This window comes from Microcella alkalica, from assembly GCF_014137945.1.
Taxonomy (GTDB): Bacteria; Actinomycetota; Actinomycetes; order Actinomycetales; family Microbacteriaceae; genus Microcella; species Microcella alkalica.
The window spans coordinates 689,485-702,138 of record NZ_JACGWX010000001.1 but is presented as its reverse complement, the minus strand read 5'-3'; the positions used below and the strand labels follow the sequence as shown (position 1 = coordinate 702,138).

Annotated in this window: 14 protein-coding genes; all 14 read right to left on the bottom strand. The window is 73.5% G+C overall.

Annotated features, from left to right (window positions below; genetic code table 11):
* Positions 1-2: 2 nt before the first annotated feature.
* The 14 genes from trpB to FHX53_RS03320 all read right to left on the bottom strand — a co-directional run bounded on the left by trpB (position 3) and on the right by FHX53_RS03320 (position 12,615).
* On the bottom strand, positions 3-1,262 hold the full coding sequence (gene trpB, locus FHX53_RS03385) for a tryptophan synthase subunit beta (protein WP_182489913.1): 1,260 nt from the start codon (positions 1,260-1,262) through the stop codon (positions 3-5).
* On the bottom strand, positions 1,259-2,035 hold the full coding sequence (gene trpC / locus FHX53_RS03380; RefSeq protein WP_182489912.1) for an indole-3-glycerol phosphate synthase TrpC: 777 nt from the start codon (positions 2,033-2,035) through the stop codon (positions 1,259-1,261). Before trpC ends, trpB begins: the two co-directional genes overlap by 4 nt.
* Before the next feature lies 1 nt (position 2,036).
* Positions 2,037-2,267, bottom strand: a complete 231-nt coding sequence (locus tag FHX53_RS03375; protein ID WP_182489911.1) for a DUF6704 family protein — start codon at positions 2,265-2,267, stop codon at positions 2,037-2,039.
* Positions 2,268-2,337: 70 nt separating this feature from the next.
* Positions 2,338-2,931, bottom strand: coding sequence for a Trp biosynthesis-associated membrane protein (locus FHX53_RS03370; RefSeq protein ID WP_182489910.1), 594 nt, complete (start codon positions 2,929-2,931; stop codon positions 2,338-2,340).
* Positions 2,928-4,448 (bottom strand): anthranilate synthase component I, encoded by a 1,521-nt coding sequence (locus FHX53_RS03365; protein WP_182489909.1) that lies wholly within the window; start codon positions 4,446-4,448, stop codon positions 2,928-2,930. The genes FHX53_RS03370 and FHX53_RS03365 overlap by 4 nt, the downstream gene beginning before the upstream one ends.
* Entirely contained in the window at positions 4,445-4,882 is a 438-nt protein-coding gene (gene hisI / locus FHX53_RS03360; RefSeq protein WP_182489908.1) for a phosphoribosyl-AMP cyclohydrolase, read from the bottom strand. Before hisI ends, FHX53_RS03365 begins: the two co-directional genes overlap by 4 nt.
* Complete coding sequence (gene hisF, locus FHX53_RS03355; RefSeq protein WP_182489907.1) at positions 4,879-5,640, bottom strand: imidazole glycerol phosphate synthase subunit HisF; 762 nt, start codon at positions 5,638-5,640, stop codon at positions 4,879-4,881. Before hisF ends, hisI begins: the two co-directional genes overlap by 4 nt.
* On the bottom strand, positions 5,640-6,479 hold the full coding sequence (hisG, locus tag FHX53_RS03350; RefSeq protein WP_182489906.1) for an ATP phosphoribosyltransferase: 840 nt from the start codon (positions 6,477-6,479) through the stop codon (positions 5,640-5,642). Before hisG ends, hisF begins: the two co-directional genes overlap by 1 nt.
* 82 nt (positions 6,480-6,561) lie before the next feature.
* Positions 6,562-6,825 carry a phosphoribosyl-ATP diphosphatase gene (locus tag FHX53_RS03345; RefSeq protein WP_182489905.1) on the bottom strand — a complete coding sequence of 88 codons (264 nt, stop codon included), beginning with the start codon at positions 6,823-6,825 and terminating at the stop codon, positions 6,562-6,564.
* A 52-nt stretch (positions 6,826-6,877) separates the two neighbouring features.
* Positions 6,878-7,246 (bottom strand): FKBP-type peptidyl-prolyl cis-trans isomerase, encoded by a 369-nt coding sequence (locus tag FHX53_RS03340; protein WP_182489904.1) that lies wholly within the window; start codon positions 7,244-7,246, stop codon positions 6,878-6,880.
* Positions 7,247-7,292: 46 nt separating this feature from the next.
* A complete protein-coding gene (rpe, locus tag FHX53_RS03335) occupies positions 7,293-7,955 on the bottom strand; it encodes a ribulose-phosphate 3-epimerase (RefSeq protein WP_182489903.1) in 663 nt (220 codons plus the stop codon).
* On the bottom strand, positions 7,952-9,499 hold the full coding sequence (locus FHX53_RS03330) for an RsmB/NOP family class I SAM-dependent RNA methyltransferase (RefSeq protein WP_343050779.1): 1,548 nt from the start codon (positions 9,497-9,499) through the stop codon (positions 7,952-7,954). The genes rpe and FHX53_RS03330 overlap by 4 nt, the downstream gene beginning before the upstream one ends.
* Before the next feature lie 30 nt (positions 9,500-9,529).
* Positions 9,530-10,450 carry a methionyl-tRNA formyltransferase gene (locus tag FHX53_RS03325; RefSeq protein WP_182490126.1) on the bottom strand — a complete coding sequence of 307 codons (921 nt, stop codon included), beginning with the start codon at positions 10,448-10,450 and terminating at the stop codon, positions 9,530-9,532.
* A gap of 5 nt (positions 10,451-10,455) precedes the next feature.
* Positions 10,456-12,615 (bottom strand): primosomal protein N' family DNA-binding protein, encoded by a 2,160-nt coding sequence (locus FHX53_RS03320; RefSeq protein WP_182489902.1) that lies wholly within the window; start codon positions 12,613-12,615, stop codon positions 10,456-10,458.
* Between the last annotated feature and the right edge of the window lie 39 nt (positions 12,616-12,654).

Genomic DNA, 12,654 nt, shown 5'->3' with positions numbered 1-12,654 from the left:
GGTCATGACTGGGCGTCCTCCGCGGCGGTGGGGTGGGCGTCCTGCTCGGCTGCGCGCTCGGCGGCCTGGGCATCGAGCAGGCCGAAGTAGCGCGCGGCGGTCTCCATGTCCTTGTCGCCGCGGCCGGAGAGGTTGACGAGGATGATCGCGTCCGGGCCGAGCTCTCGGCCGAGAACGAGCGCGCCGTGCAGAGCGTGGGCCGTCTCGATGGCGGGGATGATGCCCTCGGTGCGGCTCAGCAGGCGCAGGGCATCCATCGCCTCGGCGTCGGTCACGCCGCGGTACTCGGCACGACCGATCTCGTCGAGCCACGCGTGCTCGGGGCCGACGCCCGGGTAGTCGAGGCCCGCGGAGATCGAGTGGGACTCGAGCGTCTGGCCGTCTTCGTCCTGGAGCATGAGGCTGCGGGCGCCGTGCAGGACGCCGGGGCGGCCCTTGGAGATGGTCGCGGCGTGGAAGAGCGTGTCGATGCCGTCGCCCGCCGCCTCGAGGCCGACCAGGCGGACGCCCTCGTCGTCGAGGAAGGGGTGGAAGATGCCCATGGCGTTGCTGCCGCCGCCGACGCACGCGGCGATGACGTCGGGCAGGCGACCGGTGAGGGCGAGGACCTGCTCGCGCGCCTCGGCGCCGATGACGGAGTGGAAGTCGCGCACCATGGCGGGGAAGGGATGCGGACCGGCGACCGTGCCGAGCAAGTAATGCGTGTGCTCGACGTTGGCGACCCAGTCGCGCAGCGCCTCGTTGATGGCATCCTTGAGCGTGCGCGAGCCCGTCGTGACGGGAACGACCTCCGCGCCGAGGAGCTTCATGCGCGCGACGTTGAGGGCCTGGCGCTCCGTGTCGACCTCGCCCATGTAGACGACGCACTCGAGGCCGAAGAGGGCCGCCGCGGTCGCGCTCGCCACCCCGTGCTGGCCCGCGCCGGTCTCGGCGATGATGCGCGTCTTGCCGAGGCGCTTGGCGAGCAGGGCCTGGCCGAGGACGTTGTTGATCTTGTGCGAGCCCGTGTGGTTGAGGTCCTCGCGCTTGAGGAGGATGCGCGCGCCGCCTGCGTGCTCGGCGAAGCGCTTCGCCTCGGTGAGGATCGACGGGCGGCCGGTGTACGTGCGGTGCAGCTCGGCGAGCTCCTCGGCGAACGACCGGTCGTCCTTCGCGGCGGTGTACGCCTCGTCCAGCTCGTCGAGGGCGGCGATGAGGGACTCAGGCACGAAGCGGCCGCCGAAGCTGCCGAAGTACGGCCCTGTCATGCTGCGCAGGCTCATGAGACCTCCCGGAATCGTTCGAGTGCGGCGCGGGGGTTCCCGCCCGTCACGAGTGCTTCGCCGACGAGCACGGCGTCAGCGCCGGATCGGCGGTAGTGGATGACGTCGTCGACGCCGAGAACGGCCGACTCGGCAACGCGGATGGTGCCATCGGGGATGAGCGGCGCGATGCGGCCGAACAGGTCGCGGTCGAGCTCGAATGTCGACAGGTTGCGGGCGTTCACGCCGATGAGCGAGGCGCCGAGGTCGACGGCGCGGCGCACCTCGTCGGCGTCGTGCGTCTCGACGAGCGGGGTCATCCCGAGCTCGACGATGAGCGCGTGCAGGCTCGCGAGCGTCGCGTCGTCGAGCGCCGCGACGATGAGTAGCACGAGGTCGGCGCCCGCGGCGCGCGCCTCGAGCACCTGGTACGGCTCGGCGATGAAGTCCTTCCGCAGCAGCGGGATGGACACTGCGGCGCGCACGGCGACGAGATCATCGAGACTGCCGCCGAAGCGCCGCTCCTCGGTGAGGACGCTGATTGCGCTCGCGCCGCCCGCGGCGTACTCGGCCGCGAGGGCGGCGGGGTCGGGGATCGCAGCGAGCGCTCCGCGCGAGGGGCTCGCGCGCTTGACCTCGGCGATGACCTTGATGCGGTCGGAAGGGGCGAGCGCCTCGAGGGCGTCGAGCGCCGCGGGCGCCGCAAGCGCATCCGCCTCGACGGCGGCGAGCGGTCGCTGCTCGCGCCGGCGAGCGGCGTCGGCGAGGGCTCCGGCGACGAGGTCGCCGAGCACGTTAGAGGTGCGCCTTCGGCGAGTAGCGCGGGCCGTTGGCTCCGTAGCCCGCGCGGGCCATGAGGGCGCCGACGATGACGCCGACGACGACGAGACCGGCGCTCGCCCAGACGAGCAGGGGCGCGTCGAACCAGAAGGCGAAAGTGCCGATCGTGAACGCGATGAGGATGATCGTGACGGCCGTCCAGGCGGCGGGCGAGTGTCCGTGGCCGGGGTCGGACTGCGCGTTCATGGTTCTCCTCGAGAGTCGAGTTTCGGCGGGGGTCGCTCCCTCCGGATCACGCTACGGGAGCCCCCTGAGTCTACCCTGCCGTCGGGTCGCGACCGTCGCTCAGAGCGTCCCATGCGTCGAGCCGATCGGCTCGCCCCTGCGCCGCGGGCTCGTCTGCAGGAGCCGTCCCGACGGCGTCGTACCTGCGCACCCGCTCGGGCCAGCGACGGGCGGTCGCGGCGATCCCGACCCCGGCGAGGCACCCCAGGATGCCCGCGACGAGCGCGACCGACGGCCACGCCGCGACCGCGGCGGTCGCGACGATCTGCCTGACCGATTCGTCGCCGTCCACACCGCTCAGCTCCGTGACCGCGGCCGAGGCCGCGCCGACGGCATCGCCGAGGGCGAGCGCGGCCGACGTCACGATCGCGGAGGAGAGCAGAGTCAGCAGGATGCCGAGCACGACCCGGAACACCGGGCCCGCGAGCGCGAGCGCGGCGACGAGGGCGAGCGCGGCGAGGGCCAGGGCGGGCAGCGCGGGCGCCGCGACATCCCCCGCCGCAGTCACGGGCCTGCCGTCATCGAGCGCGATTTCGACCCAGGGCTGGGTCCAGGCGAGGAGCGAGAGTGCCGCGACGGCGAGCGGCGCGAGGAGGGCGAGCGTGCGGACGCGGCGCGACGTCACGAGGTCGCCGCCCGCAGCGCGTTGGCGATCGCGACGGCCCGCAGCGGCGCGGCCGCCTTGTTGACGGCTTCCCGGTGCTCGCTCGCCGGATCGGAGTCCGCCACGAGCCCGGCGCCGGCCTGCACGCGGGCGACGCCGTCGCGCAGGAAGGCGGTGCGGATGGCGATCGCTAGGTCGACGTCGCCCGAGAACGAGAAGTAGCCGACGACGCCGCCGTAGACGCCGCGGCGCGCGGGTTCGAGCTCGTCGATGATCTGAAGGGCCCGTGGTTTCGGCGCGCCGCTCAGCGTGCCGGCGGGGAACGTCGCGCGGAACACGTCGATCGGCGTCGCGGTCGGCCGGATGTCGCCTTCGACGCTCGAGACGAGGTGCATGATGTGGCTGAATCGCTCGACCTGCATGAACTCCGTCACCTCGATCGTGCCGGCGCGGCACACCTTCGAGAGGTCGTTGCGGGCGAGGTCCACGAGCATCAGGTGCTCGGCCTGCTCCTTCGCGTCGGCGAGCAGCTCGTCGGCGAGCTCCTGGTCGGCCTCTGGCGTCGTGCCGCGCGGACGCGAGCCGGCAATCGGGTGCGAGTACACGCGCCCGTCGGTGACCTTCACGAGCGCTTCGGGCGATGAGCCCACGATCGCGTACGGCTCGCCCGTGGCGGTCGTGAGGGTGAGCGCGTACATGTACGGCGACGGGTTCAGGGCGCGCAGCACCCGGTAGACGTCGAGGGCGGATGCCGCGAGCGGGTGATCGAAGCGCTGCGCGATCACGACCTGGAAGACGTCGCCGTCGCGGATGAACTGCTTGGAGGCCTCGACCGAGGCACGGTACTCCTCGGGGGTCGAGCGCGGCTGCGGCTCGGGCGCGGTCGTGAGGTCGATGTGCGCGGGCTCCGGCCGCGCCGGGCGGCCGAGCTCGGCCTCGAGCGCGTCGAGGCGCTGCTGGGCGTGCGCCCACATCGCGTCGGGCTCGTCGGCGCCGTCGGCGAGCACCGACACCACGAGCGAGACGGTGCCCTGGCGGTGGTCCATCACGAGCAGCTCGCTCACGAAGGCGAAGGCGAGCTCGGGGCAGGGGAAGTCGCTCGGCGGGGCATCCGGCAGATTCTCGACCTGCCGCACGGCGTCCCACCCGATGAAGCCGACGAGGCCGCCCGTGAGCGGCGGATGACTCGCGTCGCGGGGCGAGGCCCACCGGGCGAAGAGGAGATCGAGTGCGTCGAGGGTGCGTCCGGGAGGCGTGCCGCCGAACGCCCGCTCGGCGGGGACGCCGTAGTCGAGCCAGGCCGTGCGGCCGTCGTGCTCCGTCAGGACGCCGAAGGAGCGCACGCCGATGAACGAGTAGCGCGACCAGATGCCGCCCTGCTCGGCCGATTCGAGCAGGAAGCCGCCGGGGCGGTCCTCCGCGAGCGCGCGATAGAGGCCGACGGGGGTGAGTGCGTCGGCGAAGAGCTCGCGCACGACGGGCACGACGCGGGCGCCGCTCAGCTGGCGGTCGAAGTCGGCGCGCGTCGTCGTGGTCATCGGGCGTCCTCTTCCGGGCGCTGATCGGTCGGGCTCGCCCCGGGCGCGAGCGGCAGGAACGGGTCGACGTCGAAGCAGCGGCGCGCGCCGGTGTGGCAGGCGGGGCCGATCTGCTCGACCTGCACGAGCAGGGTGTCGGCGTCGCAGTCGAGTTCGGCGCCGCGCAGGAGCTGGATGTTGCCGCTCGTGTCACCCTTGCGCCAGTACTCCTGGCGGGAGCGGCTCCAGTAGGTGACGCGGCCGGAGGTCAGCGTTCGGCGCAGGGCCTCGGCGTCCATGTAGCCGAGCATGAGCACCTCGCGCGAGTCCCACTGCTGGATGACCGAGGGCAGGAGGCCTCGGTCGTCGAAGTGCGCTCGCGCCACGACGGCGGCCGCGGCATCCTCGTCGATCGTGACAGGTGCGGCGTGGTCGCGGTGGGCCGCCCCGGTCATCGCACCATCACTCCTTCGGCGCGCAGGGCGTCTTTGACCTGGCCGACCGTGAGCTCGGCGCTGTGGAAGACGCTCGCGGCGAGAACGGCGTCGGCGCCCGCGGTGATCGCGGGAGCGAAGTGATCGAGAGCACCTGCGCCGCCCGAGGCGATGACGGGGACGATTGCGATCTCGTGAATCGCGGCGACGAGCTCGGTGTCGAAACCGGCCTTCGTGCCGTCGGCGTCGATGGAGTTGACGAGGAGCTCGCCGGCGCCGCGCTCCATAGCCTCGCGCGCCCAGACGAGGGCGTCGATGATCGTGCGCGTGCGACCGCCGTGGGTCGTGACGACGAAACCGCTCTCGACCGCCTCGTCGCGAGTGACGTCGAGGGAGAGCACGCACACCTGCGCCCCGAAGCGGTCGGCGATCTCGTCGATCAGGGCGGGGCGGGCGATCGCGGCGCTGTTGACGCCGATCTTGTCGGCGCCGTGCGCGAGCAGGCGCGCGACGTCCTCGGTCGAGCGGACTCCCCCGCCGACCGTGAGCGGGATGAACACCTGCTCGGCGGTGGCCTTCACGACGTCGTACATCGTGTCGCGGTTGTCGACGGTCGCCTTCACGTCGAGGAAGGTGATCTCGTCGGCACCCTGCTCGTAGTAGGTGCGCGCGAGCTCGATGGGGTCGCCCGCATCGCGGAGGTTCAGGAAGTTCACGCCCTTGACGACGCGGCCGGCCGCCACATCGAGGCACGGGATGACCCGGACGGCGACGCTCATCAGATGCGGGCGGCGTGGATCGGCGTGACGAGGATGGCGCGCGCGCCGATGTCGTACAGCGCGTCCATGACGTGGTTGGTCTCGTGGCGCGGGACCATGGCCCGCACCGCGACCCAGTCGGGGTCGGCGAGCGGGCTCACCGTGGGCGACTCGAGACCGGGAGTCACCGCCTGCGCCAACGAGAGGAGCTCGCGCGGGAGGTCGTAGTCGATGAGCACGTACTGACGGGCGACGAGAACGCCCTGCAGGCGTCGCTGGAGGGTCGCAGTGCCCAAGAGCTCAGGCTTCGCCGAGATGAGCACGGCGGTCGACTCGAGGATCACGGGGCCGACGATCTCGAGACCCTGGGCGCGGAGCGTGGAGCCGGTCGAGACGACGTCGGCCACGGCATCGGCGACGCCGAGGCGGACGGCCGACTCGACGGCGCCGTCCAGGCGGATGAGCTGCGCGGTGACGCCGCGCTCGGCGAGGAACGCTCCGACGAGGCCCGGGTAGCTCGTGGCGATGCGACGGCCCTCGAGGTCGGCGAGCTCGTGCACCGTCCCGGGCACGGCGGCGAAGCGGAACGTCGAGTCGCCGAATTCGAGCGGCTGGATTTCCACGGCCTCCGAGCCGGAGTCGAGCAGCAGGTCGCGGCCGGTGATGCCGACGTCGAGCGCGCCCGAGCCCACGTAGGTCGCGATGTCGCGCGGGCGCAGGTAGAAGAACTCGACCCCGTTGCGCGGGTCGGCGACGGTGAGCGCGCGCGGGTCGCGGCGACCGGCGTAGCCGGCCTCGGCGAGCATCTCGACAGCGGTCTCGGAGAGGGAGCCCTTGTTGGGCACCGCGATTCTCAGCATGGGGTTCTCTTCGTCGGCCGCGGGGCGCACGGCGGGGTGGGCGTGGTGACGGGCTGGGGGGCGGGCACGACGGTCATCACGCCTATAGGTGCTTGTAGACGTCGTCGAGGCTCAGCCCCTTCGCGAGCATGAGCACTTGGAGGTGGTAGAGCAGCTGCGAGATCTCCTCCGCGGTCGCCTCGTCGCTCTCGTACTCGGCCGCCATCCAGACCTCGGCTGCCTCCTCGACGATCTTCTTGCCGATCGCATGCACGCCCGCGTCCAGTCGCTCCACGGTGCTGCTCCCGGCGGGGCGCGTGCGGGCGGTGTCGCCGAGCTCGGCGAAGAGGGCGTCGAAGGTCTTCACGATCGACCAGGCTACCGGGCGGCGCTGGGCTTTCCGCGCCGCCCGGTGCGACTCAGCTGACGCCGAGCAGGTCGATCACGAAGACGAGGGCCTTGCCGGACAACCGGTGGCCTCCGCCGGCGGGGCCGTAGGCGAGGTGCGGGGGGCAGACGAGCTGACGTCGGCCGCCGACCTTCATGCCGGGGATGCCCTGCTGCCAGCCGGCGATGAGGCTGCCGAGGGGGAAGTTGATGGACGAGCCGCGGTTCCACGACGCATCGAACTCCTCGCCGGATGCGAACTCGACGCCGACGTAGTGGACGTCGACGGTCGAGCCGGGCGCGGCCTCCTGGCCGTCGCCGACGATGAGGTCGGTGATGACGAGCTCCTGCGGCGCAGGGCCCTCGAAGAAGTCGATTTCGGGCTTGGTGAGTTCGCTCATGACTCCATCCAAGCAGACGGTCAGGGGGCGGATTCCCGGGGCGGGGTCAGTGCGCGTGCGCGGCCGCCGCGGCCCGCAGCTCGGCGATCGCGCGCTCGACGTCGTCCGCCCCGTACACGCTCGACCCGGCGACGAAGGTGTCGGCGCCCGCCTCGGCGGCGATGCCGATCGTGTCGACCGCGATGCCGCCGTCGACCTGCAGCCACACATCGAGCCCGTCGGCCTCGACGACCTGGCGCAGCGCTCGGAGCTTCGGCATGGTCTGGGCCATGAACGACTGGCCGCCGAAGCCGGGCTCGACGGTCATCACGAGCACCTGGTCGAACTCCGGGAGGAGGTCGAGGTACCCCTCCACGGGCGTGCCCGGCTTGACCGCGATGCCGGCCCGCGCCCCGCGATCGCGGATCGCGCGCGCGGTCGCCACGGCATCCGCCGCCGCCTCGACGTGGAAGGTCACGGAGTACGCGCCGATCTCGGCGTAGCCCGGCGCCCAGCGGTCGGCGTCGCTGATCATGAGGTGCACGTCGAGCGGGATCGGCGAGACCTCCTGGATGCGCCTCACCATCTGCGGGCCGAAGGTGAGGTTCGGCACGAAGTGGTTGTCCATGACGTCGACGTGCACGAGGTCGGCGGTGCCGATGCGCTCGAGGTCACGCTGCATGTTGACGAAGTCGGCCGACAGGATGCTCGGGTTGATGCGCACGGTCACTCCGGAAGCGTATCGAGCGGGTGCGCCTCGTCGGTGGCCGAACGCTCGAGGAGCTGGATGAACATCGCGTCGCCGCCGTGGCGATGCGGCCACAGCTGGACGGCGCCGTCGAGCTCGCCGAGATCGAGAGCCTCGCGCACGACGTCCGCGAGCACGCCCGCGGTGTCGACGCGGCGGACCCCGGCCGCCGTCGCCGCATCCCCCGCGAGCACGCGGTCGACGACCTCGGTCGTCTCGGCGGGATGCGGCGAGCACGTCACGTAGGCGAGCAGGCCTCCGGGGCGCAGCGCACCGATCGCGGCCTCGAGGAGCTCTGCCTGCAGGGCCGCGAGACTCGGCACGTCGGCCTCGGTCTTCCGCCAGCGGGCCTCGGGGCGGCGCCGCAGGGCGCCGAGCCCGGTGCACGGCGCATCGAGCAGGATGCGATCGAATCGGCCGGGGTCGGTCGCGCCGACCGTGCGACCGTCGCTCGTGCGCACCTCGATGCCGTCGCCGAGCGGCGCGAGAGCCTTCCTGACGAGCTCGGCGCGCGCGGGGACGACCTCGTTGGCGACGAGCGTCGCGCCTCCGGCGATCGCCTCGGCGGCGAGGAGCGCGGCCTTCCCGCCGGGGCCGGCGCACAGGTCGAGCCAGTGCTCCCCCGCAGCGACGGGACGCGCCCGGCTGAGCGCGAGTGCGGCGAGCTGGCTGCCCTCGTCCTGCACGCGCACGCGGCCCGCGGCGACCTCTGGGTCGGCGGCCGGGTCGCCGCTCGGCGAGAGGTAGCCGAGCGGCGAGTGACGCGTGCGCGCGGTCTCGAGCTCCGGCGGGATGTCCGCGATGCCGGGGAGGGCGACGAGCGTCACGCGCGGCGAGACGTTGTCGGCCGCCAGGAGCACGGGCAGCTCGCCGCCGCGGCCCTCGCGCTCGAGCGCGGATCGGAGCGCGGAGACCACCCAGGCCGGATGCGCGGTCTCGATCGCGAGGCGGGCATCCGGATCGGTCTCGTGCGCCAGGAGCACGTCGACCCACTCTCGCTCGCTCCGCTGGGCGATCCGTCGCAGCACGGCGTTGATGAAGCCCGTCGCCCGATGGGCGCCGATCGCGCGGCTGAGCTCGACGGTCTCTCCGACGGCGGCGTGGGCGGGGACGCGCATCGCCAGGAGCTGGTGCGCGCCGAGGCGGAGGACGTCGAGCGCGTCGGCGTCGATACGGTCGAGGCCGCGCCCGGAGGCTTCCACGATGATCGCGTCGTAGAGACCTCGGCGTCGCAACGTGCCGTACGCGAGCTCGGTCGCGAGTCCCGCATCGGCGGAGCCGAGCCGGGCGCGACGGATCGCGACGGGGAGCAGGAGGTTCGCGTAGGCGTCGTCGCGGGCGACGGCGCGGACAACCTCGAGCGCGACGCCCCGCGCGGTGGCGGGCGGGCGGGATCGTCGCGCCGGGCGCTCGACGGGCGCGCCGGTGCGGCTCGGGCTCGGCTTCTGAGCTCCGCTCCCCCCGGGCTCGCCTCCGCGAGCCGCACCGCCGCTGCGGGGGCCTCCCCCGCCGCGCACGTTTTTCACGACAGCATCGCCCTCACGAGAGCACCGCCATCACGAGAGCACCGGCAGCGAGTCTGCGTCGAGGCCGCGCACCCAGTCGCCCGCGCTCATCGCCGATCGGCCGGCCGGCTGCACCCGCACGAGCTCGAGCGGAGCCGTGGCCGTCCCGACCAGCACTCGGCGCCCCTCGACGGCGCACACCCCCGGGTCGAGCGGTCGCAGGTCGCGGGCGGGCGCCGCCTCCAGGATCTTGAGCGCCGTGCCATCCGGGAGCATGCTGAACGCGCCGGGCTCTGGCGTGACTCCCCTGACGCGCGAGTGGACCGCCTCGACAGGCTCGGTCCAGCGGATGCGCGCGTCGTCGCGGGTGAGCTTCGGCGCGAAGGTCGGCTCGCCCTCCTGCCGACGCGCGGCGATCGCGCCGGCGGCGAGTCCGTCGACGACGCGGCGCGTGAGCGCCGCGCCGGAGACGCTCAGCGCCTCGAGGAGCGCCCCGGCCGTTCGGTGGGCGCCGATCATCTCCCGCTCCTGGGCGAACCAGTCACCCTCGTCGAGACCCGGCGTGAGCTGGAAGACCGTCGCGCCCGTCACCTCGTCGCCCGCGATGATCGCGTGCTGCACCGGTGCTGCTCCGCGCCAGCGCGGCAGCAGCGAGAAGTGCAGATTGATCCAGCCGAGTCGCGGCCAGCTCAGGAGCGGCTCGCGCACGAGACCTCCGTAGGCGACGATGATGCCGAGGTCGATCTCGAGCGGCAGGAGCTCGGGCTCCAGATCGGCGAGCCTCGTCGTCTCGAGCACCGGGATCCCGAGCTCGACGGCGCGCGCGGCGACGGGCGTCGGGGTCAGGATGCGCCTGCGGCCGAGGGGGGCGGGAGGGCGTGAGATGACGCGCACGATCTCGTGCTCGCTGGCGGCGAGGGCGTCGAGGGTGGGGACGGCGGGCGCGGGGCTGCCGGCGACGACGAGGCGCAGTGCGGTCATCCCTCCATCCTCCCGGATGACGCGGCGGTACGAGCGCCGGGCGGGGCGCCGCCCGGATCGTCGAAGGGCTCCTGGTCGTCGAAGCGCACGCGCAACGGGACGCTGCGCCGACGCGGGGGCGAGCCAGGGATGCGTGGCACGCGGCTCGTGGCGGCCTTGACGAGAGCGGCCTTGAGCATTCGGGCGACCTCGTCGCCGCGGCCGTAGTCGAAGCGCACGATCGCGCGCACGCGCTCATCGCCCAGCTCGACCGGTCCGAGGACGTCGACGCCCTCGAGCGCCGCGACCTCGGCCGAGGCGCGGGCGACCGCCGCGGGCTCTCCCGCGATGGCCGCGACACGCACCGACGGCGGGAAGCGGAGGGCGCGCCGGTCGGCGAGCTCGGCGGCCGCGACGCGCTCGGGCTCACCGAGCGCGAGCGCCTGGGCGACGGCTCCGCCGACGCCCACGAGCAGAACGTGAGCATCGGGTGCGGCGAGGGCGGCGGCGGTGCACCACCAGCGGACGCAGTCCTCGACGACGCGCAGGGACTCGCGTGCGAGCATCCGCTCGCCATCGAGAAGCAGCACCGCGCGGTAGCCGCCCTCCGCGACGGGCTCGGCACCGCGCGTCGCGACGACGACCGTGCGGCCCGCGGCGACGCTCCGCACGGGCGTGTCGCCGTCGGAGACCACGATGCGGGCACCGGGGAAGGCGCGACCGAGCTCGTCGGCCGTGCGAGCGGACCCGCGGCCGACCGTGCGCCAGCGGGTGGACTCGCACGTGGCGCACGCCCAGTCGATCGCGAGAGCCCCGCACCACTGGCACGACGGTGCCGTGCCGTTGCGGCGCAGCGCGAGAGGGCCGCGGCACGACCGGCAGCGGGCCGTCTCGCTGCACTCGGTGCACGCGAGCCGGGGCGCGTAGCCGGGGCGCGAGACCTGCACGAGCACGGGCCCCGCATCGAGGGCCTCCCGCACCGCCCTCCACGCGGTCGAGGGGATGCGGGCCTGCGCGGCAGGCCCGTCGGCGCCGACCTGCTGGGCGGTCGGAGTGATCCGCCGCCGACGCCGGCCGGCCGGAGCGACCGGGCGAACGTACCCCACCTCGACGAGCCGCTGCACCTCGGTGCTGCGGGCGTGCGCCGCGAGCACGAGCGCGCAGCCCGCGTCGGACTGCCGGAGCAGGGCGAGATCACGAGCGTGCACGCCGGGTGCGTGCTGCTCGGCCATGAGCGTGTCGCCGTCGTCCCACAGGGCGATGAGGCCGAGCTCGTGCGCGGGCGCCGCGGGCGCGGCGCGCGTTCCGAGGATCGCGAGCGGGCGGGGCTCGAGAGTGCGGAGGAAGCCGCGGTAGCGGTCGGCGCTCGACTGGCCGGCGTCCACCCGCGCGATGCTCTCCACCGGAATGAGCGCCGCGAGTGCATGCGCGACGTGCTCGACGTCGCGGTAGTCGGGCACGGCGATGATGGCCGAGCGCCCGGCGGCGATGGTCGAGGAGGCGAGCTCGGCGAGGGTGCGGGCCGCCGCGGGCATCCAGCGCCCCGCGACCTCGACGGGGTGGGCGATCGCGGTGAGCGCGATGCGTCGCTCGTGCTCCGGCGCGTCGGTGTCGAGCAGGCGCCCGAATGCATCGGGGGCGTAGCCAGTGAGGGCGGGAGGCTCGACCTGCGGAGGCGCGTGATCCTCCGCGGAGGTCGAGACGGCCTCCTGCGCCGCGAGCCAGGCCTTCTCGACGCGGACCTGCCTGGTGGGAACGACGAGTCTGGCGAGGTCGCTCGCCGTGCCGGCCGCTCGGTCGGCAGCGCGGCGGATGAGACGGTACACGGCCGGGTCGAGGACGCGCGCGGCGGAGACGACATCGCCGAGCTCGCTCAGCACGCCCTCGAACGACTGCGCATCCGCGATCTCGACGATGTAGCCCGACGCCTGGCGGCCCGCCGCTCGCAGCGGCACCGTGACCCGGACCCCGGGGACGGCCGCCTCCATCAGCGACTCGGGGACGCGGTAGTCGAAGAGCCGGTCGAGCTGGGGCAGCGGCGAGTCGAGCAGGACGCGGGCGATGCGCTGCTGACCGCGCGGAGCCGTCGGCGAGGCGGGCGAGGGAACGGTCGGGCTCGACCCGGTCGGCCGGCTGGGCGCGCTCTCGAGCCCGAGGCCGTCGAGCTCAGCGCTCATGCCCTCGCCCCTTCCGCTCGGACCGTCGTCGATGCCGAT

Excerpts from the sequence above, each read along its gene's own strand:
- FHX53_RS03375 (WP_182489911.1), bottom strand. The coding sequence starts at position 2,267 with ATGAACGCGCAGTCCGACCCCGGCCACGGACACTCGCCCGCCGCCTGG.
- hisI (WP_182489908.1), bottom strand. The coding sequence starts at position 4,882 with ATGACCGGGGCGGCCCACCGCGACCACGCCGCACCTGTCACGATCGAC.
- trpB (WP_182489913.1), bottom strand. The coding sequence starts at position 1,262 with ATGAGCCTGCGCAGCATGACAGGGCCGTACTTCGGCAGCTTCGGCGGC.
- FHX53_RS03320 (WP_182489902.1), bottom strand. The coding sequence starts at position 12,615 with ATGAGCGCTGAGCTCGACGGCCTCGGGCTCGAGAGCGCGCCCAGCCGG.
- hisG (WP_182489906.1), bottom strand. The coding sequence starts at position 6,479 with ATGCTGAGAATCGCGGTGCCCAACAAGGGCTCCCTCTCCGAGACCGCT.
- FHX53_RS03365 (WP_182489909.1), bottom strand. The coding sequence starts at position 4,448 with ATGACCACGACGACGCGCGCCGACTTCGACCGCCAGCTGAGCGGCGCC.
- FHX53_RS03340 (WP_182489904.1), bottom strand. The coding sequence starts at position 7,246 with ATGAGCGAACTCACCAAGCCCGAAATCGACTTCTTCGAGGGCCCTGCG.
- hisF (WP_182489907.1), bottom strand. The coding sequence starts at position 5,640 with ATGAGCGTCGCCGTCCGGGTCATCCCGTGCCTCGATGTGGCGGCCGGC.